The organism is Leisingera sp. NJS204, from assembly GCF_004123675.1.
In the GTDB taxonomy this organism is placed as follows: Bacteria; Pseudomonadota; Alphaproteobacteria; order Rhodobacterales; family Rhodobacteraceae; genus Leisingera.
Window position 1 is genome coordinate 72,501 of record NZ_CP035417.1, and the last position, 22,909, is coordinate 95,409.

Genomic DNA, 22,909 nt, shown 5'->3' on the forward strand with positions numbered 1-22,909 from the left:
GAACGCGGACCAGCCGAGCCTGATGAGTGAGAAGAACATGTTGGGAAGCATGGCCATAGCGGGTGACAGCCCCGTATTCTAAGCTCTGAGGGACGTATTAAGTAGGGCGGAACACGTGAAATTCTGTCTGAAGATCGGAGGACCACCTCCGAAGGCTAAGTACTCCTTACTGACCGATAGCGAACCAGTACCGTGAGGGAAAGGTGAAAAGCACCCCGGCGAGGGGAGTGAAACAGTACCTGAAACCGAACGCCTACAATCAGTTGGAGGCCCCTTGAGGGCTGACAGCGTACCTTTTGTATAATGGGTCATCGACTTGGTCTCACAAGCAAGCTTAAACCGTTAGGTGTAGGCGCAGCGAAAGCGAGTCTTAATAGGGCGAATGAGTTTGTGGGATCAGACCCGAAACCGAGTGATCTAGGCATGGCCAGGTTGAAGGTGCGGTAACACGCACTGGAGGACCGAACCCACATCCGTTGAAAAGGATCGGGATGAGCTGTGCCTAGGGGTGAAAGGCCAATCAAACTCGGAGATAGCTGGTTCTCTGCGAAATCTATTTAGGTAGAGCGTCATCCGAATACCCCGGGGGGTAGAGCACTGGATGGGTAATGGGGCCCCACAGGCTTACTGATCCTAACCAAACTCCGAATACCCGGGAGTACTAGATGGCAGACACACGGCGGATGCTAACGTCCGTCGTGGAGAGGGAAACAACCCTGACCTCCGGCTAAGGCCCCCAATTCATGGCTAAGTGGGAAAGCAGGTGAGACGTCCAAAACAACCAGGAGGTTGGCTTAGAAGCAGCCATCCTTTAAAGATAGCGTAACAGCTCACTGGTCTAATCAAGATGTCTTGCGGCGAAGATGTAACGGGGCTCAAGCCATGAGCCGAAGCCGAGGATGCACATAGTGCATGGTAGCAGAGCGTAGTGTGACATAGTTCCATGCGTCCTTATCTTCCTGCGGGAAGAATTGGACGCAAGGAGCTTTCGATGAAGCGGGCGCGTGAGCGATCCCGTGGAGAGATCACTAGTGAGAATGATGACATGAGTAGCGACAAAGAGTGTGAGAGACACTCTCGCCGAAAGTCCAAGGGTTCCTGCTTAAAGCTAATCTGAGCAGGGTAAGCCGGCCCCTAAGCCGAGGCCGAAAGGCGTAGGCGATGGGAACCACGTTAATATTCGTGGGCCAGGAGGATGTGACGGATTGTGAAGGTAGTTCATCCTTATCGGATTGAATGGGCTGCTGATCAGTCCCTGGAAATAGCCCTCCATCAGACCGTACCCTAAACCGACACAGGTGGACAGGTAGAGAATACCAAGGCGCTTGAGAGAACGATGTTGAAGGAACTCGGCAAAATACCTCCGTAAGTTCGCGAGAAGGAGGCCCGGGTCCTACGCAAGTGGAATCCGGGGGCACAAACCAGGGGGTGGCGACTGTTTATTAAAAACACAGGGCTCTGCGAAGTCGCAAGACGACGTATAGGGTCTGACGCCTGCCCGGTGCCTGAAGGTTAAAAGGAGGGGTGAGAGCTCCGAATTGAAGCCCAGGTAAACGGCGGCCGTAACTATAACGGTCCTAAGGTAGCGAAATTCCTTGTCGGGTAAGTTCCGACCTGCACGAATGGCGTAACGACTTCCCCGCTGTCTCCAACATCGACTCAGCGAAATTGAATTGCCTGTCAAGATGCAGGCTTCCCGCGGTTAGACGGAAAGACCCCGTGCACCTTTACTACAGCTTCGCACTGGTATCAGGATTGTGATGTGCAGGATAGGTGGTAGGCATCGAAACCGTGACGCAAGTCGCGGTGGAGCCTCCCTTGAGATACCACCCTTCGCACTCTTGATATCTAACCGCGGTCCGTTATCCGGATCCGGGACCCTGCGTGGCGGGTAGTTTGACTGGGGCGGTCGCCTCCTAAAGAGTAACGGAGGCGCGCGAAGGTTGGCTCAGAGCGGTCGGAAATCGCTCGTTGAGTGCAATGGCAGAAGCCAGCCTGACTGCGAGACTGACAAGTCGAGCAGAGACGAAAGTCGGCCATAGTGATCCGGTGGTCCCGAGTGGAAGGGCCATCGCTCAACGGATAAAAGGTACGCCGGGGATAACAGGCTGATACTGCCCAAGAGTCCATATCGACGGCAGTGTTTGGCACCTCGATGTCGGCTCATCTCATCCTGGGGCTGGAGCAGGTCCCAAGGGTACGGCTGTTCGCCGTTTAAAGAGGTACGTGAGCTGGGTTTAGAACGTCGTGAGACAGTTCGGTCCCTATCTGCCGTGGGTGTAGGATACTTGAGAGGAGTTGCCCCTAGTACGAGAGGACCGGGGTGAACGAACCACTGGTGGACCTGTTGTTGCGCCAGCAGCAGTGCAGGGTAGCTATGTTCGGACAGGATAACCGCTGAAGGCATCTAAGCGGGAAGCCCCCTCAAAACAAGGTATCCCTGAGGGCCGTGGAAGACCACCACGCCGATAGGCCGGAGATGTAAGTGCAGCAATGCATTCAGTTGACCGGTACTAATCGCCCGATAGGCTTGATTTGATCCAGTAACAGACAGTGTTACTCAAAACCAAACAAGCAAACACATCCCATAATACAAGACCTGGACAACGTTGATTGTAACCGACGCAAGTTGCACGTGCCTGCCGCCACCCGGCGGTGACACAGCAACCGGGCGGCATCTCGCGCATTTGCTGAAGCAAATACGCTGCCTGCCGCTCGCCAGCCTTGCTTCGCAAGGCCGTCGGAATTGGATTTTTCTTGGTTTGGTGGCTACAGCACAAGTGAAACACCCGGTCCCTTCCCGAACCCGGAAGTTAAGCACTGTCGCGCCGATGGTACTTGGGCTCAAGCCCTGGGAGAGTAGGTCACCGCCAAACCTAGTAAAATCCAATAATCTCTCAATACGGTCTCAAAAAAACCTGACGCGGGATGGAGCAGCCAGGTAGCTCGTCAGGCTCATAACCTGAAGGTCGCAGGTTCAAATCCTGCTCCCGCAACCAGAACTAATTAACCTGACATATCAAAGGCTTCGGATCTACCATCCGGGGCCTTCTTCGTGTTTAGGCCTTCCGCAACCGACGCCAGCCGCAACAGCCCGGCCAGATCCCCCTCCAGCGTCAGATCCAGGCCAGCGCCCGCCGCCGCAGGCGTCAGCACGATCCGCTCCACCAATGCGCGCAGTGACTCTGGACGTGTCCCGTTTTCGTGCCGCTCCAAGTGCTCGTTTAGGCCACTTTCCGTTCGAATGCGACGGGGCTTTTCCAGCCCAATGCTGAGTGCCGCCGTCGCGGATTGTAGAAGCCATTGATGTAGTTGAAGATGGCCAGTTCAACGGCCCTACGCGTTGGCCACGACCTTCGCCAGATCAGCTCTGCCTTGATCGTTTTGAAGAACGTTTCGACCGCCGAGTTGTCGTAGCAATTTCCCTTGCCGCTCATCCACTGCCCCGGCAGTGCATGTTTACATGCATGAGAGGGGGACACGCTGAACCCGTGTTGTCGCAGGATTATCTGATAGTCATGAGAACAGTATTGCGATCCACGATCCGTATGATGAATGCAGCCCATAGGCGGTGATCTGAAGGCTATAGCCATGTTCAGCGCCCGGATCGCCAAGTCCCGCTTCATCCGATTGCTGATGGCCCAACCGATCACCCGCCGGGAATGCAGATCAAGGATCACCGCCAGGTAGAGCCAGCCCTCGCGCGTCCACACGTAACTTATGTCACCTGCCCATTTCTGATTGGGCGCATCTGCGCAGAAATCCCGGTTCAGCAGATTGGGTGCGATGTTGAAGGCGTGGTTGCTGTCCCCCTCTCGGCTGATTGCTTCGCAATCGTCTGCCGGGCAATGGTCGTCACCTTGTATTTCTTAGATCGTTCGACACGGATGCCATTCTCACGCATCAAACGCCCGACGCGACGATGGCCAATGTTCAGGCCCAACTCCTTCAGTTCCTCGGTCATCCGTGGGCGGCCATAACTGCCCAGGCTGAGGCGAGATTGTTCCTTGATATGCGCCAGAACGACCATGTCAGTGCGCTGCCTTTGACTGGCCGGGCGGCTGCGATAGGCCCGTAGACCGCGCTCACTGACATCCAGCACATTGCACATCCGCTTGGCGCTGAAGGTATCAGTGTGTTCTTCGATGAACCTGAACCTCATGGCTTTTGGCCCGCGAAGAACTGCGTTGCCTTTTTTAAGATCTCCCTCTCCTCCTTGAGAATGCGGTTCTCCCGTCGAAGCCGTTCATTCTCTCGGGCAAGGTCGAGGTCTTTGTCGGATACCACCTCGGTGTCGCGATGCGCTGTGATCCACTTGTTCAGGGTCGAAAGGCCAACACCCAAATCAGAGGCCACTTGCTTCCTGCTCAGCCCGCTCGTCAGCGCAATCCGCACCGCATCGGCCCGGAATTCTTCTGTCCGTTTCAGTCCCATAGTTCGTCTCCTTTGCTGCAATAAATGCTATCAAAGGAGCGGCATCAAACCGCGACACGTCCACTCATTCGGCAATTGAACAGAAGACGGGAAGCTTGACTCAGTAAAATGGTTTTGCCATTCAGCAAGTGTGACCGGTTCCGCGAGTGTTTCAATGCGCAGCGGAAGAAATAGGGAACACGGTGCGGCGTACCCATTAGGGACCAAATCCGTGACTGCCCCCGCAACTGTGAGCGGTGAGTGACGCTGAACATGCCACTGGGATCTTTCCCGGGAAGGCCAGCCGAACCAAGACCCGCGAGTCAGGAGACCTGCCGGACACAGGACAAAGACTTCGCTAGCGGAGTGTCTGCCCTTTTCCACCGGACGCCGGGGTGCGCGTCTGGCGCGGCTGCCGTTCAGGCTTCTCCGTGCCACTCTCCCCGTTGTTCATTCCTGATTGCAGGTGCGCCTGTGTCGTCGAATGAGGACGAAATGAAACTGAATTATCTGGCTGCAGCTCTGGCCGTATCCCTGCCGGTCACCGCATCGGCGCATTTCCAGCTGAACTACACTGAAAACGTGCTAATCGGGAAGCCCGGCGATGTGCCGATGGGGCTGGTGTTCTGGCACCCGCTGGAAAACGGCCATGTGATGGACATGGGCAAACCCGAAGAATTTTTTATGGTTCACAAGGGCGAAAAGGTTGATCTTTCGGACCGCTTGGAACCGGCCACATTCAAGGGCGCGGAGAACGAAGCCGCCGCCTACAGGGCGTCGGTTCCGGTCAAGCGCTCGGGCGACTATGTGGTGGTGACTGTGCCCGCGCCCTATTATGAGGAAAGCGAAGACATCTATATTCAGCAGATTTCCAAAGTCGTGCTGAACCGCAACACCCTGCCCACCGATTGGGATCAGCCGGTGGGCCTGGAAACCGAGATCCTGCCGCTGAACAAGCCCTATAACGTCATTGTCGGCTCTACCTTCTCAGGTCAGGTGCTGGCGGATGGAAAGCCGGTTCCGGGCGCCGAGATCGAGGTTGAGTTCATGGCATCAGAGCCTGACCTTGCGGCCTTTTCCACAACCAACCCGACGGTTCAGCCGATGTCCGGCGGCGCCATCGTTGCGATTGCAGACCAGAATGGCGTCTTTTCCTTTGGCATTCCGAAAGCGGGCCACTGGGGCTTTGCTGCTCTCGGCTCCGGCCCGGCGACTGAGCATGACGGCAAGGAACTCAGCCAGGACGCTGTGTTGTGGATCCACGCTGAAGAGCTGAAGTGAGAATAGCGCCATGCATATCGTAGACGGCGCACTGTCGAATCCGGTTGTGATCGGCGGCGCGGTTGCCGCCGTCGGCGGTATCGCCATGGGGCTGCGGAGCCTGCCGCTGGAACGTATTCCGGCGGCGGGGGTTCTTTCGGCCAGTTTCTTTGTGGCCTCCCTGATCCATGTCCCGATCGGGCCGAGTTCGGTTCATCTGATCCTGAACGGGCTTGCGGGCTGGTTCTGGGCTGGGCGGCCTTTCCGGCCCTGTTTGTCGGCCTCTTGCTGCAGGCGGTGTTCTTTGGCTTTGGCGGGCTGACCGTGCTGGGCGTGAACGCCGTGAACATCGCCCTGCCTGCAGTTCTGGTCGGGCTGATATTCCGACCGCTGGTGGCCCGCGGCTCGCCTCTGCAGGGCGCCATCTGGGGCGGTATCGGCGGCGGCGCGGCCATTGCTGCCACAACACTTGCTGTTGCAGTCTCGCTGATGTTGTCCGGCGATGAGTTTATCCTGGCCGCGAAACTGGTGTTCTTTTCCCATATTCCGGTGGTGATCATCGAAGCGCTTTTGTCCGGCGCTGCCATTTTCCTGGCGCGGCGTGTGAAGCCCGAGCTGTTTTTCGACACAAAAGGAAGCCTTGCATGATCCGCTCCTGCATTCTGATCCTTGCACTGCTGGCGCCGCTCCCGGTGATGGCACACAATGTTATCTCAGCTGTCTTTCCGTCCGGTTCCGACATTGAAGGCGAAGTGGGCTTTTCCAACGGTGACATGGCCGCGGACCTGCTGATTGAGATCTTTGACGCGGCCGGCAGCAAGCTGGGAGAGTCCAGAACCGACAGTGACGGCTTTTTCCTGTTCACCCCGTCGGAGCCTGTGACACATATCTTCCGCGGCGATCTGGGTGCTGGCCACGTGGCCGAGATGATGATGGACGGTGCGGAGGTCGCGCAGATCATTGGGCAAAGCCCGGGCGCGGCAGCAGTTTCAGCGGCTGCTGTCCGGACACCTCTGCAGCGCCGGCGGCGGCAGGGTCCGCGGGCCTCTCCGATCAAACCCGCTCCGAGCTTGCCACCATGATGCGCAATGAACTGCGCCCGCTCCGGCAGGAGCTGACAGCGTTCAAGAACAAGTCGGACTTTCAATCCGTGCTTGGCGGCATCGGCTATATCTGCGGCCTGTTCGGGCTGGGCTTCTACATTGCCGCACGCCGCAAGATCGGCAGCAGCGCATGACCTATGTTCTGACGGGCGAGGAAAAACCGCTCGGCGGTTTCGGCACCTTCCACGCCAAGGTCACAGCAATTGACCCGCGGATGCGCATCGTGATGACGGCAGCCTATGCGGTGGTGGTTGTCTCGCTCAGCAATCTTTGGGTTCTGGCGGCCGCTCTCGGCCTGTCTATGTGGCTGCTGGCCTTCTCTGGCCTGCCGCCCCGGAAAACGCTGAAACGGATGGCGATGATGGACAGTTTCATCATCTTCATGCTGGTGCTGCTGCCCTTTACAGTGCCGGGAACCCGGCCCTGTCCATTTGGGGCTGGAGGCCAGCTGGGAAGGCCTGTGGCGTGCAACCGAGATTGCCCTTACCGCCAATGCGGTGATCCTTGCGGTTATGACACTGGTGGGTTCGATGGAGCCGGTAACCATGGGCCACGCGCTCTTTGCCCTCAAGATGCCGGAGCGGCTGGTGCACCTGATGATGTTCACCATCCGCTACATCGACGTTCTGCGCGAGGAATACCAGCGCCTGCGCACCTCGATGAAGCTGCGCGGCTTCCGACCCGGAACCAATTGGCACACCTACCGCAGCTATGGCTATCTGGTTGGCATGATGCTGGTGCGCTCCATCGAACGGTCGGAGCGCATTCTGGCGGCGATGAAATGCCGGGGGTTCTCCGGCCGCATCATCCTGCTGGAGGATTTTCGTTTCAACCGGTCCGACCTGCTGTTTGCCGCGGCGTTGTCCGCCGCACTTGCTGCCCTGATCTGGGCGGAGGCCGCCTATGCCGCTTCTTGATTTGAACAATATCCACTTTGCCTACCCAGGGCTTGATCCGGTGCTGGAAGGCGCCTCGATGCGGCTGAACGCTGGTGAACGGCTGTCGATTTCCGGGCCCAACGGCGCCGGAAAATCGACACTGCTGAAATCATTATGGGGCTGCTTGTTCCCGCCAGCGGCACCGTCACCGCCTTTGGCAAGCCTTGCATGGCGGAAGCGGATTTTCACGAGATGCGCCGCCGCGTGGGCTTTGTGTTTCAGGACGCCGACGACCAGCTCTTCTGCCCGACCGTGGCCGAGGATGTGGCCTTTGGTCCGCTCAACCTGGGCAAATCCAAACAGGATGCCTTGGCGATTGTTGACAGCGTGCTGACCCGCCTGGAACTGATGCACCTGCGCGACCGGGTGACCCACAAACTGTCGGCGGCGAGAAGAGGCTGGTGACACTGGCCACGGTACTGGCCATGGAGCCGGCGGTGCTTATTCTGGATGAGCCGACAAACGCACTGGACCCGGACAACTACGCGCGGCTGGCCGGGATCCTGAAAGGGCTTGATCAGGCAATCCTTCTGGTCAGCCATGACCAGGAATTCCGTAAACAGATTGCTCCTGGAGGATATCGCTTGAAGGGCCGCGAGCTTATACGGGCTTAGGACGTGCGGCTAATCGAAACGAATGGCCCAAACATGAACCGGCACCCGAAAAAGCCCCTGCCCAACAACCCGTCCTCGCTCCAGGCTGGGCGGCAGGCAGCTGGCGGGTTCTCCTATCCGCCACGACCGGCCGCATTGCCAAATGGCATTGGTAGCTCAGGGTAACTCGGAATCCGTGCTACTTTTCGACATGTTGTTAAAAAGTAGGAGGGATATGTGAGATGGAACGTGTTCGGCGTGGCTTGATGATGGGCAAGCGGTAGCTTTAGAAACAGCCTACAGAGCGGCGAAGGCTTTTCGCGAGGATCTGCCTCAGGGGCTGGCCCGCCCCAGCTTAGAACTTGGCGAAGCTGCAAACCGCTTCCTGGGGCCCCTTGCTGAAACAGGGGTGCCGGAGAGTAAGGTTATCGAGGATATCGTGCAGCAGGCTGACGGCGGGCTGCACAAAATGGCAGCCCCGACCTTCTTCGGCTATGTCCTTGGTGCGTCGCATCCCGTTGGTGTAGCTGCTGATTTTTTAGTGTCAGCCTGGGGGCAGAACGCGGGTTCATCCTTTGAGACACCAGCAATCACGGGTATGGAGCGCGCCGTCTGCAACTGGGTTATTGAATTGCTGTCGCTGCCTGCCGAAAGCGGAGCCGGATTGGTGACCGGCGGTACGGTTGCAAACATGGCTGGCATTATGGCGGCACGCCATGCGCTGCTGGCCGCTCAGGGTTGGGATGTCGAAGCTGATGGGCTTTTCGGGGCACCGGAGATTCCGGTTTTGATCGGACAAGACGCGCATTCTGCGCCATTTGCAGCCCTGCGCTACGCCGGATTTGGAGCAAGCCGCACACAAACTGTAGCTGCCGACAGCGAAGGGAGGATTAAGCCGGACGCCTTTCGGGCAGCAATAAACCGGTGCAGCAAACCGCCGCTTGTGATCCTGCAGGCAGGTCAAATAAACACTGGCGCCTTCGATCCGTTTGACGAATTGATCCCAATGGTACGCGAGAAGAAGGGCTGGGTTCATGTCGATGGAGCGTTCGGGCTATGGCTCGCTGCAGTGCCCGAGCTTGCAGATCGGCTGGAGGGGGTCGGCGAAGCGGACAGCTGGGCAATCGACCTGCACAAGTGGCTTAACGCTCCTTTCGATGCCGGCATGGTTATAGTACGCGACCGTGCGCCGCTCGTTGCGTCGATGTCTGCCCGTGGCGCCTATCTGCCTGAGACCACTGAGCATTGGGAGCCAAGTGATTCAACGCCTGAATTATCCCGGCGGGCAAGAGGTGTCCCTAGCTATGCGATACTGCGGCATCTCGGCCGGGCGGGTGTTCGCGATCTTGTGGCGCACCATTGCCGCCTCGCGGAGCGGATTGCCCGAACGGTGTCTAACGAGCCCGGCTTAACAGTCCTGAACCGCATCCACAGCAACCAGGTTGCGATTTGCTGCGGCGACGGGACCGATGACGGCAAGCTCACCATGCAGGTCCTGCGGCGTGTTCAGGAAAATGGCAAAGTTTACCCGACACACGGCGAATGGGCTGGCCGCAAGATCATTCGGGCTTCTGTCATTGGATACGGCATGCAGGAAGAAGATGCTGACCTTCTTTCAACTGAAATAATTGATGCTTATCGCTGCTGTGTCGCGGATGTTCGCTGAATGGCTTGAATAGCAACTTGAAGCCCCTCCAGTTTACGCAAGCGGCAGGTGCCGCGAAAACCGGCTAGCCCTGCGGGAACATTGCCTAATTTGAAATGCTGCACCCGATGTGCGCCTGTACTGCCTGCGCCCCTGGCGCACGCAGACTCCCGCCAATGCCTCGGTCTATTGCATATTTATGCCGGCGCAACATGCGGAGTGACTGGTCAGCGGAGCTGATCCGGGTGCGCCGCGGCAAAAGCAGGGTGCGCCGCGCAGGCTGTTTCCACGGCGCAGATCCGTGGCAGGTTCGCAAAGTCCACTTCCCAGCGGCGTGCATTGTAAAGCTGCGGCATCAGGCAGATATCGGCGAGCCCCGGTGTTTTTCCAATGCAAAAGGGTGACTGGCTGAAGCCGGCAAGTAATGCTTCAAACGCTTGCAGGCCAGGCCGGATGAAATGCTGCATCCAGGCCTTGGGCATGTCCGCCGCACCGCTGCTGATCTGGGTCGCGTGTCTGGCCACTTGCAAGTTACAGACCGGATGCACATCCACCGCAACCGAATGGGCCAACGCCCGTGCCTTGGCACGCAGGCCTGGGTCTTTGGGCAATAGGCCGAGGTTCCGGGTTTCGTCCAGGTAATCCAGAATCCCCAGTGATTGGGTCAGACGCAGCCCGTCGATCTCAAGCACCGGTACAAAGCCCTGCGGGTTGCGGGCCAAGTGCTCCGGGCTCTTGTGCTCGCCCTTAACCAGATCAACCGGGACCGAGGTGTATTCGATTTCACCCAGGTTCAGCGCGATGCGCAGCCGGTAGCTGGCCGATGATCGCCAGTAGTCAAAAAGAAGCGTGCTGCCCATCGGCGTCCTCCGGTGCTGAGGAGGCAGCCCGATGGGCTGCCTTAATTGGTTTGGCCATATTCAGGTCTTATGCAATTCCTTGGCGTGCAGCCATTCGGCATGCTTGGGGGCCTTCTTGGTCTTGGACCATTCTTCCAGCATTTCCCATTTCACCGAGTCCAGCTTCTTCAGCAACGCCTCTTCCTCGGGATCCGGACAGGCCAGTTCCACCCGGTGGCCGTTCGGGTCGAAGAAGTAGATCGAGTGGAAGATCGAGTGGTCTGTGACGCCCAGAACTTCGACACCGTTGGCCTCCAGATGCTCCTTGAACTGGATCAGGGTCTCGCGGTCTTTCACCTTGAAGGCGATATGCTGCACCCAGACCGGCGTGTTGCGGTCGCGGTCCATCTCCGGCTTGGTCGGCAGTTCAAAGAAGGCCAGAACGTTGCCGTTACCTGCATCCATGAAGATATGCATGTATGGGTCGGGTTCATGCGTTGATGGAACATGGTCCTCGGCAATTGCCAGGACAAAGTCCATGTGCAGCATCTTGTTGTACCACTCTACCGTCTGTTTGGCGTCCTTGCAGCGGTAGGCGACGTGGTGGATCTGTTCGATTTTCAAGCGGTGTCCTCCCCAGGTTTCAGCGCGGCCGCGGCCAGCGCCTGTTTCAGGATCGCGCGTTTTCCAATGTGATTAGCCAGCACCAGCACCAGACGCGCATTCAGCGCATCGCTTTCGGCTTTGCTGAGGCCCTCATGCGCGGTCAGGAGATCTGCATAGAAATCGTCGGCGCGCTCGAGGTTGGCGGTCAGGATCAATTGGTCTTCGGTCATCTTGATCACTCCTTGCCGATGGCCCGGCGGATTGCGTGCCGGAACTGGTTTTCGTCAAAGCCGGGGCGGCGGGCAGCAACATGCTGGTCCGGGCGGATCAGGTAAACACCGCTGTCATGCTTGCCCAGATACCGTTCCTTCAGCGCCAGCGTCTTGTCATCCTTGATGGAGAGCGCCAGCCGGGTGACTTCAATACCTTCTTCCTCGATCACATCGGGGGCATCGGCGTCGATGGTGAGCAGCACGAATTTATCTCCCAGCTTGTCTAGCAAGAATCCGTCGCCCAGCGGCACGTCGGGGCAGGAAGAGCCTGGGCGGGTACGCTCTGGCCCGTCCAGTGCATCTGCCGAATTCAGCGGCGAGCCGTCATAGGTGCATGGCACCGACAGGCGGCCCGAGTTCACCAGCGGACGGGCGAATTCAAACTGTTCGGACAGGTCCAGAACCGCGTCACGCAGCACCCGGCTCATCTCGGACTTGGGCGTGATGAAATCGGTGGAGCGCGATGAGTTCAGGATGTTTTCATCCGCACCGTGAACCCGCTCGGTGTCATAGCTGTCCAGCAGGCTTTCCGGCGCGGTGCCGTCGATCACCATCTGCAACTTCCAGCACAGGTTGTCGGTGTCCTGAATGCCGGAGTTCGCACCGCGGGCCCCAAAGGGCGAGACCTGATGCGCGGCATCGCCGGCAAACAGCACCCGGCCATGGCGGAATTGCTCCATCCGGCGGCATTGGAATGTGTAGATCGACACCCACTCCAGCTCGAACTTCACGTCCTCCCCCAGCATCGCCTTGAGGCGCGGGATCACGTTTTCCGGGCGTTTCTCGCGCTCCTTGTCGATATCCCATCCCAATTGCAGATCAATCCGCCAGACACCGTCCGGTTGCTTGTGCAAAAGCGCCGACTGTCCTTTGTTGAATGGCGGGTCGAACCAGAACCAGCGTTCGGTCGGAAAATCCGCCTCCATAATTACATCGGCGATCAGGAAGTTGTCCTCGAACACCCGGCCGACGAAGTCCAGCCCCAGCATCCGCCGGGTCGGAGAGCCTGCGCCGTCGCAGGCGATCAGCCAATCGGCCTCCAGGTTATAGGAGTCTTCGGGCGTGTCGATTTCCAATGTCACATGGCTGGGATGAGTGCCGATGGCCGAAACCTTGTTGCGGCCGCGGATTTCGAGTGGTGCGCCCTGCTGCTGCAGCTCGCGAACCCGGTTCACCAGGTATTCCTCAAAGTAATACTGCTGCAGATTGATGAAGGCGGGGCGTTTGTGGCCTTCCTCCGGCAGCAGATTGAAGTCATAGACCTGACGTTCGTCAAAGAACACCTTGCCGGCATTCCACTGCACGCCCTTGTCCACCATCGGCTGGCCGCAGCCCAACCGGTCGAGGATCTCCAGGGGCCGCTTGGCAAAGCAGATCGCCCGGGAGCCGAAGCTCACCTTGTCGTTGTCATCCAGAATCACCACTTCGGTGCCGGCTTGCGCCAGGTCTATGGCGGCAGCCAGGCCGATTGGGCCTGCCCCGATCACCACCACCTTGCGGCGCACGGGGGCAGGGGCGTCCTGATCCGCGTGGCGCGCATAGGGGTACAACGGGACTTCAAAGATCTTGTTCATCAGGTCTCCTCCCTAATTCGGGTGCCGTCAGGCACAGCTTTACCGCTTCCCGGCGTGGGCAGCCGAGAGGATGGTCTAGCGTCTCACAGGTTCTGCCGGGGCGACACGATCTGGATCAAACCGCCCCGGTTGCAATTCCTGGCCGGGGCTCAGCCCTGCAGGGCCTCCCACATCTCCAGATCGCGCTGGGCGGTCCAAATACGCGGGGTGTCGATGCCGCGGGCCTCGTCATAGGCGCGGGCGACGTTGAAAGGCAGGCAATGCTCGTAGATCGCATAATCCGAGAACTTCGGGTCGCACTCGGCACGCACGGCGTCCCAGGCCTCTTTCAGGGTGCCATTGCGGGCGGCTACCTTGGCGGCGGGACGGTACGTGCTCTCGACAAAGCCGCGGGTGTTTTCGATTGCGGCATTCACCATGTCCTTGCCAACCAGCGCGTCGCCGCGGCCAGGTGCGATGGCGTCCACGTCGAATGACTTGATGTTGTCCAGCGTATCGCCCCAGTCGCTGAAGTGGCCGTCACCGCAGTAGCAGGCGGAGTGGTATTCCACGATGTCACCGGTGAACATAACGTTCTGATCCGGCACATGGATCACGATGTCGCCTGCGGTATGGGCCCGGCCCAGGTGCATCAGATCGACCCGCCGGTTGCCAAGATACACGGTCATATCGTCGGAAAAAGTCGTGGTCGGCCAGGTCAGGCCCGGAATGCTTTCATGGCCTTCGAACAGCCGCGGGAAGCGCTGGAACTCGCTGTCCCAGTCTTCCTGGCCGCGTTCCACCACCATGGCACGGGCCGCATCGCCCATGATGACCTGCTGCGCGCCAAATGCCGAGGCGCCCAGAACCCGCACCGCGTGGTAATGGGTCAGTGCCACATGGGTAATCGGCTTGTCGGTCACTGACCGAACGCATTCGATCACCTTGTTCGCCAGCCGCGGGGTGGCCTGTGCCTCAATAATCATCACGCTGTCGTCGCCGATGATCACACCGGAGTTGGGATCTCCCTCGGCGGTGAAAGCATAGAGGCCTTCGCCAATCTCATCAAAGGTGATTTTCTTTTCGGTCATGTCCCCTTGGGACGCAAAAGCTTTTGCCATGGTGGTCTTCCTTATCTTGCGTAGGGGTCTTCAAGGGCGGCCAGAACGGTGCCGGTGCAGTCGCCGAACCCGATGGAATAGCCGTCGCCCTTTGCCGCGCCCCGCAGGGTCAGCGTGTCGCCATCGGCAATGAAGGAGCGCTCTTCGCCACTGTCCAGCGTCAGTGGTTCCTTGCCGCCCCAGCTCAACTCCAGCAACGAGCCGCGGCTTTCCTTGCTTGGGCCGGAGATGGTGCCGGACCCCAAAAGGTCGCCTGCATTCATCGGGCAGCCCGAGGTGGTGTGATGTGCCAGCTGCTGCGCGGCGGAGTAGTACATTTCCTTGTAGTTGGTTCGCGCGATGGTGGTCGCCTCTTTGCCTTCCGGCGCCATGGTGACTTCCAGGTCGATGTCATAGAGCATCGGCCCGCAGTCCTTCAGGTGGTCCAGCAGCTCCACCTCGCGCTCGGGCGTGTCGCAGCGGAACGGCTCCAGTGCTGCTTTGGTCACGATCCAGGGGCTGATCGAATTGGCGGTCGCCTTTGCCTGGAACGGCCCCAGCGGCTGGTATTCCCAGGCCTGAATGTCGCGCGCCGACCAATCGTTCAGCAGCACATAGCCAAAGATATGGTCATCGGCCTCTTGCACAGTAATCGGACCGTCCGAAGGCGTGCCGACAATGGCGCCCATCTCCAGTTCGATATCGAACCGCGCGCAGGGGGCCCAGCGGGGGGCTGCATCATTGGGGCCTTTCAGCTGTCCCCAGGGGCGGCGCACTTCGGTGCCGGAGACCACCACAGAGGATGCCCGTCCGTTATAGCCGATCGGGATGTGCAGCCAGTTCGGCGGCAGCGCGTTTTCCGGGCCGCGAAACATTGTGCCAACGTTGAAGGCGTGGTTTTTGCCGGCATAGAAGTCGGTGTATTCGCTGACTGCAAAGGGCATGTGCAGCTCGGCATCCACAGCGGAGACCAGCAGGGCTTCCACCTTTTCCTGTTCGGCAGCGCCGTCGGAAAGCAGCGCAGTCAGCCGTTCACGCAGTGCGGCCCATACTGCGGGGCCTTCTTCCATCAGGTCGTTCCAATAGGGCACGTCGAACAGCGGCGCATCGCCCAGCTGGATCAGCCCGGTCTCTTCGGCGGCCTGCATGTCCAGGATCATGCCGCCAATGGCCACGCCGCAGCGCGGGTCATCGCCCTCAACAGAGAACACGCCATATGGCAGGTTGTTCAGCGGGAACGGGTGGGCCGCGTCATTGGCCGAGGCCACCCAGGATTTCAGCAGAGGCATGGTGTCTCCAGTTTCCGGATCCGAAGATCCTTTTCATCTTTCCGGAAGTACTCCGGGGGTGAATGGGCCGGTCAGGCCCAGAGGGGGCAGCGCCCCCTCACCATATTCATTTCAGGCCGGGCGTGCCGTCGAATTTCTTTTCGATGTCGTTCCAGCAGTCGATGTAGTCATCCTGCAGCGGCGCTTCCTTGGCAGCAAAGGCAGTCAGATGTTGCGGGAAGCGGGTCTCGAACATGAAGGACATGGTGTTCTCCAGCTTTTCAGGGCCGAGGTTGGAATTCGACGCGCCCTCGAATGCGTTTTTGTCCGGCCCGTGCGGCAGCATCATGTTGTGCAACGACATGCCGCCTGGAACAAATCCCTGCGGCTTAGCGTCATACTGGCCATAGATGTTGCCCATCAGCTCCGACATGATGTTCTTGTGATACCATGGCGGGCGGAAGGTATTCTCCGCCACCATCCAGCGCTCGCGGAACAGCACAAAGTCGATATTGGCAGTGCCCGGAACGCCCGAAGGAGCGGTCAGAACAGTGAAAATCGACGGATCCGGGTGATCGAACAGGATCGCCCCAACCGGGCAGTAGGTGGTCAGATCGTATTTGAAAGGCGCATAGTTTCCGTGCCAGGCAACCACATCCAGCGGCGAATGGCCGATTTTGGTCTCGTGAAACTGGCCGCACCATTTGATGGTTACGGTCGAGGGGGCTTCACGATCTTCAAACGCTGCCACCGGCGCCCTGAAGTCGCGCGGGTTGGCCATGCAATTGGCGCCGATCGGGCCGCGGCCCGGCAGTTCGAATTTCTGGCCGTAGTTCTCGCAGACAAAGCCGCGGCAGGGGCCTTCCAGCACCTCAACACGGTACACCAGCCCGCGCGGAATGATGGCAATCTCCTGCGGCGCGAGATCGATGATGCCCAGTTCTGTCGTAAAACGCAGCCTGCCTTCCTGAGGCACTACCAGCAGTTCGGAATCAGCGGAAAAGAAGTAGCTGTCCACCATCGACTCGGTGACCAGATAGATGTGGCTGGCCATGCCTACTTGCGTGTTCACGTCTCCCGCGGTGGTCATGGTGCGCATGCCGGTGAGCCAGGTCATGCCCTGATCTGAATGCGGCACCGGATCCCAGCGGTACTGGCCCAGCGAGATCACGTCCGGGTCAACGTAAGGCGCGGATTTCCAAAGCGGCAGGTCGATTTTCTCATAGCGGTGCGAGTGCTTTACCGACGGGCGGATCCGGTAGCACCAGGTCCGTTCCGGCGGGTCGGCGGTAAAGGCGGTGCCGCTCAGCTGTTCGCCGTAAAGGCCATAGTTGCACTTTTGCGGACTGTTCATACCCTGCGGCAGCGCACCGGGCAGCGCCTCACTTTCAAAGTCATTGGCAAAACCGGGCATGTAGCCCTCGTTCGGCCCCTGAAGAGAGGGGGCCTGGATCATTTCATGGGGATCGGCGGGCCGATTCATCGCGCGTTTCTCCTCTTGCTGCTTGCGGAATATTAGTTGTTTTTGTAACTAACAAGGGAGAGGGGAGCAAAATGAACGAAAAAGATGATTTTGCCTTGCAGGATTTCCTGCCGTATCTGTTGAACCGGGCGGCTGAGGAAAGCTCGCTGGGTTTCCAAAAACACTACAAAAACCGCTATGGAATGCTGCGCACAGAGTGGAGGGTGCTGTTCCACCTGGGCAACTACGGTGAGATGACCGCCAAGGAAATCGGTACGCGGGCAAAGATCCACAAGACCAAAATCAGCCGCGCCGTGGCCAAACTATCGGAAAAGCGGTTTGTGACCCGCACCCGCGATGAAAATGACCGGCGGGCCGAACATTTGACCCTGACTGCCGCTGGGGAGGCCGCCTATAAAGATCTGCGCGAACATGCGTTGCAGTTCGACACCGGCATCTGCGCCCGGTTCACCACCGGCGAAGTTGCAATTTTGCGGTACATGCTGCGCAATTTAGCAGAGATAGACCCATAGACATCGGCGCCTGGAATACCCAAGTAAGGCGGCGGTATTGAAGGTGAAAACATGATACAGATTGATGTCAATTCCGGACCGTTGATTGCCTGGCTGATGGAGCAGGGGCTTCAAGGCGCGCAGCAGCAGGATCTTTTGCAGGGATATTGCCAGCGTCTGGTCGATGCCGGAGTGCCGCTGTGGCGGTTCCACCTGGCACAGCGCGCCTTCCACCCGAAGTTCGGTGGTCTCGGCTTCAATTGGACCCGCACCGACGGCATCAGCCACGAGCACTACGAATACCGCGAGTCCCCGCGCGAGGAATGGCTGCGCAGCCCGTTCTTCCATATTCTGGAGCACAATCTGGAAGAGTTCCGGGAAAGGATCGAAGACAGTGCCCCGGCAGAATTTCCGCTGTTGCCTGAATTGCGGGAGCGCGGGGCGACCGATTACTTCGCCAAAGGCGTGCGGTTTGCACCGCCCGAAGCGGGTCCGAACGATCCGCGCCATCCGCAGGAAGGCATGCTGGTTTCCTGGTCATCAGACCGGCCCGGCGGGTTCAGCAACCGCGAGCTGGATCTGATCCGTACCACGCTGCCGCATCTGGGGCTGGCGCTGAAATCCTCTTCCAACCGGCAGATGGCCAGTGATCTTTTGCAGGTCTATCTGGGCCGCGATGCGGGCCGCCGGGTTTTGTCAGGCGAAATTCAACGCGGTTCCTCGCAGCAGATCGATGCTGTGCTCTGCCTGTTTGACCTTAAGGGCTTTACCCAGCTGGCGGAACGGCTGCCCGGAACCGAGCTGATCGAGATGCTGAACGGCTATTTCGGCCTGGCGGTGGAAACCATCCAGGCGCATGGCGGCAATATCCTCAAGTTCATGGGCGACGGCATGCTGACCATGTTCAACCTCGGCAGTATCGAGGAGGACGCCCATGCGGCCCTTGCGGCGGCCAATGAACTGTGCGGCAAAGTGCGTGCCTTCAACTCCGAGCGCGAAGAGCGGGGACTGCCCACCGCGGGCTTTACCCTGGCGCTGCACGCGGGAACCATCCTTTACGGTAATATCGGTGCAGAGAACCGGCTTGATTTCACCGTCATCGGCCAGGCGGTGAACCAGACCGCCCGGATCGCGGGGATGCACCGTTCGGTCGGCCAAAGCATCATCATGTCCGAAGACGTGCAGAAGGCGGCCAAAGGCACCAACCACGATCTGGTGTCGCTGGGCCGCTACATGCTGCGCGGAGTGGCCGAGCCGATTGAGCTTTACACCATTTACCGCGGCAATTGCGGCTGCGATGGCTAAACCGCCGCGGGGCAGGATCAGATACTGATCTCGACCCCCGGCAGGTTCACTTCCTTCATCATGTCGCGCAGCTCCTGCCGGGCGGCGATGTTGGAAATGTTCAGCTGCTTGACGCCGATATCCTTGAGATCCAGCAGCGTCAGCCCGCGCGGGAACAACTCGCGGAAAATCACCCGCTCGGAAAAGCCCGGTGCGACCCGGAAGCCGATCCGCTTGGACAGCATATTGATGGCGCGCTCCATCTTTTCCTTGTTGACCATGCGCTGTGTGCCGACGCGGTTGCGGATCACGATCCAGTCGATCGGCTTGAGCCCCGCCTGCGCCCGCAGCTGACGGGCGTTCCAGACCATTTCCGAGTAGACGGACGGCCCGGTAATCGCCTCACCCTTCTGGTCCACATGCGCCAGCAGGTCGAAATCGACAAAACTGTCATTCAAGGGCGTGATCAGCGTGTCAGCCAGCGAATGCGCCACCTGGCTGAGACGCGTGTGCGAGCCGGGGCAGTCGATCAGGATGAAGTCATGGCCAGGCTCCAGCGCCGAGACCGCCGCTGACAGCCGGTGGTCATAGATGTTTTCCCCCGGCTGCAAGCTATCCGGATCAATCTCCGGCAGTTCGTGCATTCCCACCATCGGCAGGTCCAGCCCTGCCTTCGCGCAGAAATCCTTGCGGTTCTCCAGATACCGCCCCATCGAGCGCTGCCGCAAGTCCAGGTCAAGCGCCGCCACCTTGTGCCCAAGCCGGGCCAAGGTGGTAGCAACATGCATGGACACAGTGGATTTTCCCGCGCCGCCCTTCTCGTTGCCGACGACAATAATATGCGCCATGTACAGGTCCCTTCGCTCGTGCCTTTGGCACGCTTTTATCTTTGCGCCCCTGTATAGGCTCTGGATTCGGTCAAGAAAAGCGGTCTGCGCGGGCTGGTAAACTTAGTGTATCACCTGTGTTTTGAAGGTCCCGCCGGCTTGCGGTTGGGACGGGTGTCGCCGCCTTTCCCAGGTTTGGCAAATGGAGCGCGGGCCTTGTTTTTCTTGCTGTTCGGCTTGCCGGCCGGCGGTTTGGGGCCCTTGGCTTTGAACGGTTTGGCTGCCGGTGCGCCGGGCTTTGCCATCCGTTTGGACGGATCCGAAGCGCCTTTGGGCTTGGCCGTGACTGCCGGAGCGGGCTTGCGGGCGCGGTCATCGGGGCGCGGTTCGCGGCGTTCTTCCCGGTCCTGCTTGCCGCTCCATTCCTTGCGCGGCGGCCGGCTGTCGCGGCCGTCATCGGATTTGGCGCGATAGGGTTTGGGGCCATCCTGCTTGCCGCGGTGCGGTTTTTCGCCGCGATCACGGTCGCCCTTGAACCCGCCCTTGGGGCCGCCGGGGCCACGGCGCTGGGCTGGTCCCAGATCAGGGGCTTCGGACAGCTGTGTCAGCACCGCGCCTGGCTCCAGCTCGTTCTTGCCGCCCAGTGCTTTCAGGAAGCCATCAACCGCATCCTGGCTGATTTCGGCAAAGGTTTCGTTTTCTTGTATCCGGATCGCCCCGATAACGTCGCGATCAATATTGCCGGCCTTGCACAGCATCGGCAGCACCTTGCGCGGGTCCGCACCAGCGGCGCGCCCGCCTGACAGCGAGAACCACACCGACGGGCCGAAATCCTTGCGTTCTTTGCGTTCCTTGCGCGGTTCCTCCGCACCGGCCGGGCGCAGATCTTCCGGCGCCGAATGGCGGCTGCGGAAAAGGCGCAGGTAGGTGGTGGCAATCTGCTCGGCAGAGAAATGCTCCAGCAGGGTCTTAACGCCTGCCTGTTCCTGCTCCGCAACAGGCTCCTGCCAGACAGGGTCGGCCAGCATCCGCTCCTCGTCACGTGCCATAATGTCGTCGGCCGAGGGCGCTTCGCAGTGTTCTGCCGTCAGCTTGGCCCACTTCAGCAGCCGCAGCGCCTTGCTGCGGGCCTTGGGCGGCGCGATCAGCGCGCTGACGCCTTTGCGGCCCGCGCGGCCGGTGCGGCCCGAACGGTGCAGCAGAGTTTCGTGGTTCGACGGCAGCTCGGCATGTACCACCAGCTCCAGCCCTGGCAGGTCGATACCGCGTGCGGCCACGTCAGTGGCCACGCAGACCCGGGCGCGGCCGTCGCGCATTGCCTGCAGCGCCTGGCTGCGCTCGGCTTGGGACAATTCGCCCGACAGCGTCACCACCGACAGACCGCGGTTGGTCAGCCGTGCCGCCAGACGGTTCACCGCCGCTCGGGTGTTGGCAAAAACAATGGAGCTGGGCGCCTCATAGTAGCGCAGCACATTGATGATGGCGTTTTCCGCATCCTGCTGCGCGACACTCATCAGCCGGTATTCAATGTCGGAATGCTGTTTGGTTTCGCCTGCGGTCTGGATCCGCTGCGCGTCTTTCTGGAATGTCTTGGCCAGGCTGGCAATGCCCGACGGCACGGTGGCCGAGAACAGCAGGGTGCGGCGGTCTTCGGGCGCTTCGCCCAGAATGAACTCCAGATCTTCGCGGAAGCCCAGGTCCAGCATTTCGTCGGCTTCGTCCAGCACCACGCCGCGCAGATTGCTGAGATCAATAGAGCCGCGCATGATGTGGTCACGCAGCCGCCCTGGTGTTGCCGCGACGATATGCGCACCGCGGGCCAGCTCTCGGCGCTCGTCGCGCATGTCCATGCCGCCGACGCAGGAGGCGATCACCGCACCGGCGCCCTTGTACAGCCAGCTCAGCTCGTGTTTCACCTGCAGCGCCAATTCCCGTGTCGGCGCAATCACCAGGGCCAGCGGCGCGGCAGCAGCCTCAAATGCCTCAGCCTCACCCAGCAGTGTCGGTGCCAGCGCCAGTCCGAACCCGACTGTCTTGCCTGATCCGGTCTGCGCCGAAACCAGCAGGTCTCGCTCGTTCAGCTCTGGCTGGGTCACAGCCTCCTGAACTTGGGTCAGGGTTTCATATCCGCGCTCTTGCAGTGCGTTGGCCAGGGCTTGTTTCACGAGGAGGGCTGTCTTTCCCGCAAGGCGCATACCGCCTCAGCGTCAGGAGAAAAGAAAGAAGGCTGCCCGTCCGGGGCAGCCTTCGGGAGTTTGGCAAAATACGGCAGGTGGCTTAGAAGCCCAGGCCTTCGTATTTCTTCTTGAACTTCGACACGCGGCCGCCGGCATCCATCAGGCGCGAGGTGCCGCCGGTCCAGGCCGGGTGCACGGTCGGGTCGATGTCCAGCGCCAGCTGATCCCCTTCATTGCCCCAGGTGGAGCGCATTTTGAGGATGGTGCCGTCGGTCATTTTGACGTCGATGAAGTGGTATTCGGGATGAGTGTCTTTTTTCATGATACCGCTCCTCAGGCTTTCTTGGGCTTGTAGTGTGCATCTTCTGCGATACGGGCCGACTTGCCGCGGCGCTCGCGCAGGTAGTACAGCTTGGCGCGGCGCACGCGGCCGCGGCGCACAACGGTGATGCTGTCGATGTTGGTCGAATGCAGCGGGAACACACGCTCCACGCCTTCGCCGAACGAAATCTTGCGGACGGTGAACGAACCGGCAATGCCCGAACCGTTTTTACGGCTGATGCAAACACCTTCGTACATCTGCACGCGCGAACGCGAGCCTTCGGTCACCTTAAAGCCGACACGGATGGTGTCGCCGGCTTTGAAATCAGGGATATCTTTCCCCAGGGCGGCGATCTGTTCCGCCTCCAGCTGTGCGATCAAGTTCATCGCAACTCTCCTAAATTGGCCTGCGGTTCTTTCCGCAGAGGTTTGCGCCGTCATGAGAGCTCTTGGTCTTCACCGGGTCCCGCCTTAGGCAGCCCGCCAGAGATCACGCAGTCTGTTTCTTGCTTCTGGCGGTCAGATCCCGGGTGAAAACCGAAGAAGATCTTCAGGTGGATTGATCCAAAAGCCAGCAGTCCGGAGCCGCAAAAGCGAATCCAGACTTGCGGACGTATAGGCAGAAATGCGGGCCGGATCAAGGGAAAGAAATGCAGGTCCGGCCGCAGCGGGGGCAGAGCAGGGAACCTTCGAGGATGACAGGCGTTTTACCTGATCGGAGCCAAGAGAGGAAGAC

General features: G+C 59.7%; 19 protein-coding genes, 1 tRNA gene, 2 rRNA genes, 3 pseudogenes and 1 riboswitch (1 of these 26 running past the window's edge). Of the genes and pseudogenes, 12 read left to right on the plus strand and 13 right to left on the minus strand.

Annotated elements, in window-relative coordinates:
- The 3 genes from ETW24_RS00350 to ETW24_RS00360 all read left to right on the plus strand — a co-directional run.
- Window positions 1-2,538 (plus strand): 23S ribosomal RNA (locus ETW24_RS00350); it begins 305 nt to the left of the window's first position.
- Between the two features lie 223 nt (window positions 2,539-2,761).
- Window positions 2,762-2,876: ribosomal RNA gene (gene rrf, locus ETW24_RS00355) — 5S ribosomal RNA — on the plus strand.
- A 46-nt stretch (window positions 2,877-2,922) separates the two neighbouring features.
- Window positions 2,923-2,999: transfer RNA gene (locus tag ETW24_RS00360), tRNA-Met, on the plus strand.
- Window positions 3,000-3,006: 7 nt separating this feature from the next.
- On the opposite strand, the gene ETW24_RS00365 is transcribed toward ETW24_RS00360, so the two are convergent.
- A complete protein-coding gene (locus ETW24_RS00365; protein WP_164982658.1) occupies window positions 3,007-3,156 on the minus strand; it encodes a hypothetical protein in 150 nt (49 codons plus the stop codon).
- Between the two features lie 68 nt (window positions 3,157-3,224).
- Window positions 3,225-4,434: pseudogene (locus ETW24_RS00370) on the minus strand (IS3 family transposase).
- Window positions 4,435-4,552: 118 nt separating this feature from the next.
- A riboswitch (cobalamin riboswitch) is annotated at window positions 4,553-4,767 on the plus strand.
- Between the two features lie 141 nt (window positions 4,768-4,908).
- Here ETW24_RS00370 and ETW24_RS00375 point away from each other — a divergent pair.
- The 7 genes and pseudogenes from ETW24_RS00375 (at window position 4,909) to ETW24_RS00400 (ending at window position 9,973) form a co-directional block, all read left to right on the plus strand.
- Window positions 4,909-5,694, plus strand: coding sequence for a DUF4198 domain-containing protein (locus ETW24_RS00375; protein ID WP_129369263.1), 786 nt, complete (start codon window positions 4,909-4,911; stop codon window positions 5,692-5,694).
- A 10-nt stretch (window positions 5,695-5,704) separates the two neighbouring features.
- A pseudogene (cbiM, locus tag ETW24_RS00380) lies at window positions 5,705-6,321 on the plus strand (cobalt transporter CbiM).
- Window positions 6,318-6,755 carry a hypothetical protein gene (locus ETW24_RS00385; RefSeq protein WP_254695663.1) on the plus strand — a complete coding sequence of 146 codons (438 nt, stop codon included), beginning with the start codon at window positions 6,318-6,320 and terminating at the stop codon, window positions 6,753-6,755. The pseudogene cbiM and the gene ETW24_RS00385 overlap by 4 nt, the downstream one beginning before the upstream one ends.
- A complete protein-coding gene (locus ETW24_RS24605) occupies window positions 6,752-6,910 on the plus strand; it encodes a hypothetical protein (protein WP_254695664.1) in 159 nt (52 codons plus the stop codon). Before ETW24_RS00385 ends, ETW24_RS24605 begins: the two co-directional genes overlap by 4 nt.
- A 297-nt stretch (window positions 6,911-7,207) precedes the next feature.
- Window positions 7,208-7,693 (plus strand): energy-coupling factor transporter transmembrane component T family protein, encoded by a 486-nt coding sequence (locus tag ETW24_RS25145; RefSeq protein ID WP_368075855.1) that lies wholly within the window; start codon window positions 7,208-7,210, stop codon window positions 7,691-7,693.
- Window positions 7,680-8,328: pseudogene (locus tag ETW24_RS00395) on the plus strand (energy-coupling factor ABC transporter ATP-binding protein). The gene ETW24_RS25145 and the pseudogene ETW24_RS00395 overlap by 14 nt, the downstream one beginning before the upstream one ends.
- A gap of 388 nt (window positions 8,329-8,716) precedes the next feature.
- Window positions 8,717-9,973: a pyridoxal phosphate-dependent decarboxylase family protein gene (locus tag ETW24_RS00400; protein ID WP_164982659.1), complete on the plus strand. Its 1,257-nt coding sequence runs from the start codon at window positions 8,717-8,719 to the stop codon at window positions 9,971-9,973.
- A gap of 206 nt (window positions 9,974-10,179) precedes the next feature.
- Here the strand turns inward: ETW24_RS00400 and maiA are convergent, their stop codons facing one another.
- The 7 genes from maiA to hmgA all read right to left on the minus strand — a co-directional run bounded on the left by maiA (window position 10,180) and on the right by hmgA (window position 17,073).
- Window positions 10,180-10,812, minus strand: a complete 633-nt coding sequence (maiA, locus tag ETW24_RS00405; protein WP_129369265.1) for a maleylacetoacetate isomerase — start codon at window positions 10,810-10,812, stop codon at window positions 10,180-10,182.
- A gap of 60 nt (window positions 10,813-10,872) precedes the next feature.
- The gene (locus ETW24_RS00410) at window positions 10,873-11,415 is read right to left on the minus strand and encodes a VOC family protein (protein ID WP_129369266.1); all 543 of its coding nucleotides are present in this window, start codon (window positions 11,413-11,415) and stop codon (window positions 10,873-10,875) included.
- Entirely contained in the window at window positions 11,412-11,627 is a 216-nt protein-coding gene (locus ETW24_RS00415) for a DUF2783 domain-containing protein (protein ID WP_129369267.1), read from the minus strand. Before ETW24_RS00415 ends, ETW24_RS00410 begins: the two co-directional genes overlap by 4 nt.
- Before the next feature lie 5 nt (window positions 11,628-11,632).
- A complete protein-coding gene (locus tag ETW24_RS00420; protein WP_129369268.1) occupies window positions 11,633-13,243 on the minus strand; it encodes an FAD-dependent oxidoreductase in 1,611 nt (536 codons plus the stop codon).
- Between the two features lie 149 nt (window positions 13,244-13,392).
- Window positions 13,393-14,343 (minus strand): MBL fold metallo-hydrolase, encoded by a 951-nt coding sequence (locus tag ETW24_RS00425; RefSeq protein ID WP_129369269.1) that lies wholly within the window; start codon window positions 14,341-14,343, stop codon window positions 13,393-13,395.
- Between the two features lie 11 nt (window positions 14,344-14,354).
- Window positions 14,355-15,611, minus strand: a complete 1,257-nt coding sequence (fahA, locus tag ETW24_RS00430) for a fumarylacetoacetase (RefSeq protein WP_129369270.1) — start codon at window positions 15,609-15,611, stop codon at window positions 14,355-14,357.
- Window positions 15,612-15,717: 106 nt separating this feature from the next.
- Complete coding sequence (gene hmgA / locus ETW24_RS00435; RefSeq protein WP_129369271.1) at window positions 15,718-17,073, minus strand: homogentisate 1,2-dioxygenase; 1,356 nt, start codon at window positions 17,071-17,073, stop codon at window positions 15,718-15,720.
- 71 nt (window positions 17,074-17,144) lie between these two features.
- Between hmgA and ETW24_RS00440 the strand changes: the two genes are divergently transcribed.
- Both ETW24_RS00440 and ETW24_RS00445 read left to right on the plus strand, forming a co-directional pair.
- Window positions 17,145-17,585: a MarR family winged helix-turn-helix transcriptional regulator gene (locus tag ETW24_RS00440; protein ID WP_129369272.1), complete on the plus strand. Its 441-nt coding sequence runs from the start codon at window positions 17,145-17,147 to the stop codon at window positions 17,583-17,585.
- A gap of 51 nt (window positions 17,586-17,636) precedes the next feature.
- Window positions 17,637-18,869 carry an adenylate/guanylate cyclase domain-containing protein gene (locus ETW24_RS00445; protein ID WP_129369273.1) on the plus strand — a complete coding sequence of 411 codons (1,233 nt, stop codon included), beginning with the start codon at window positions 17,637-17,639 and terminating at the stop codon, window positions 18,867-18,869.
- Window positions 18,870-18,886: 17 nt separating this feature from the next.
- Here the strand turns inward: ETW24_RS00445 and ETW24_RS00450 are convergent, their stop codons facing one another.
- The 4 genes from ETW24_RS00450 to rplS all read right to left on the minus strand — a co-directional run bounded on the left by ETW24_RS00450 (window position 18,887) and on the right by rplS (window position 22,560).
- Window positions 18,887-19,696, minus strand: coding sequence for a division plane positioning ATPase MipZ (locus tag ETW24_RS00450; protein WP_129369274.1), 810 nt, complete (start codon window positions 19,694-19,696; stop codon window positions 18,887-18,889).
- A 110-nt stretch (window positions 19,697-19,806) separates the two neighbouring features.
- Window positions 19,807-21,840 carry a DEAD/DEAH box helicase gene (locus tag ETW24_RS00455; RefSeq protein ID WP_129369275.1) on the minus strand — a complete coding sequence of 678 codons (2,034 nt, stop codon included), beginning with the start codon at window positions 21,838-21,840 and terminating at the stop codon, window positions 19,807-19,809.
- Window positions 21,841-21,952: 112 nt separating this feature from the next.
- On the minus strand, window positions 21,953-22,174 hold the full coding sequence (gene rpmE / locus ETW24_RS00460; protein WP_129369276.1) for a 50S ribosomal protein L31: 222 nt from the start codon (window positions 22,172-22,174) through the stop codon (window positions 21,953-21,955).
- An 11-nt stretch (window positions 22,175-22,185) separates the two neighbouring features.
- Window positions 22,186-22,560, minus strand: a complete 375-nt coding sequence (gene rplS / locus ETW24_RS00465; RefSeq protein WP_129369277.1) for a 50S ribosomal protein L19 — start codon at window positions 22,558-22,560, stop codon at window positions 22,186-22,188.
- Window positions 22,561-22,909 lie beyond the last annotated feature (349 nt).

Excerpts from the sequence above, each read along its gene's own strand:
- ETW24_RS00375 (WP_129369263.1), top strand. The coding sequence starts at position 4,909 with ATGAAACTGAATTATCTGGCTGCAGCTCTGGCCGTATCCCTGCCGGTC.
- ETW24_RS00385 (WP_254695663.1), top strand. The coding sequence starts at position 6,318 with ATGATCCGCTCCTGCATTCTGATCCTTGCACTGCTGGCGCCGCTCCCG.
- ETW24_RS24605 (WP_254695664.1), top strand. The coding sequence starts at position 6,752 with ATGATGCGCAATGAACTGCGCCCGCTCCGGCAGGAGCTGACAGCGTTC.
- maiA (WP_129369265.1), bottom strand. The coding sequence starts at position 10,812 with ATGGGCAGCACGCTTCTTTTTGACTACTGGCGATCATCGGCCAGCTAC.
- ETW24_RS00415 (WP_129369267.1), bottom strand. The coding sequence starts at position 11,627 with ATGACCGAAGACCAATTGATCCTGACCGCCAACCTCGAGCGCGCCGAC.
- ETW24_RS00420 (WP_129369268.1), bottom strand. The coding sequence starts at position 13,243 with ATGAACAAGATCTTTGAAGTCCCGTTGTACCCCTATGCGCGCCACGCG.
- ETW24_RS00425 (WP_129369269.1), bottom strand. The coding sequence starts at position 14,343 with ATGGCAAAAGCTTTTGCGTCCCAAGGGGACATGACCGAAAAGAAAATC.
- fahA (WP_129369270.1), bottom strand. The coding sequence starts at position 15,611 with ATGCCTCTGCTGAAATCCTGGGTGGCCTCGGCCAATGACGCGGCCCAC.
- hmgA (WP_129369271.1), bottom strand. The coding sequence starts at position 17,073 with ATGAATCGGCCCGCCGATCCCCATGAAATGATCCAGGCCCCCTCTCTT.
- ETW24_RS00440 (WP_129369272.1), top strand. The coding sequence starts at position 17,145 with ATGAACGAAAAAGATGATTTTGCCTTGCAGGATTTCCTGCCGTATCTG.
- ETW24_RS00445 (WP_129369273.1), top strand. The coding sequence starts at position 17,637 with ATGATACAGATTGATGTCAATTCCGGACCGTTGATTGCCTGGCTGATG.
- ETW24_RS00450 (WP_129369274.1), bottom strand. The coding sequence starts at position 19,696 with ATGGCGCATATTATTGTCGTCGGCAACGAGAAGGGCGGCGCGGGAAAA.
- rpmE (WP_129369276.1), bottom strand. The coding sequence starts at position 22,174 with ATGAAAAAAGACACTCATCCCGAATACCACTTCATCGACGTCAAAATG.
- rplS (WP_129369277.1), bottom strand. The coding sequence starts at position 22,560 with ATGAACTTGATCGCACAGCTGGAGGCGGAACAGATCGCCGCCCTGGGG.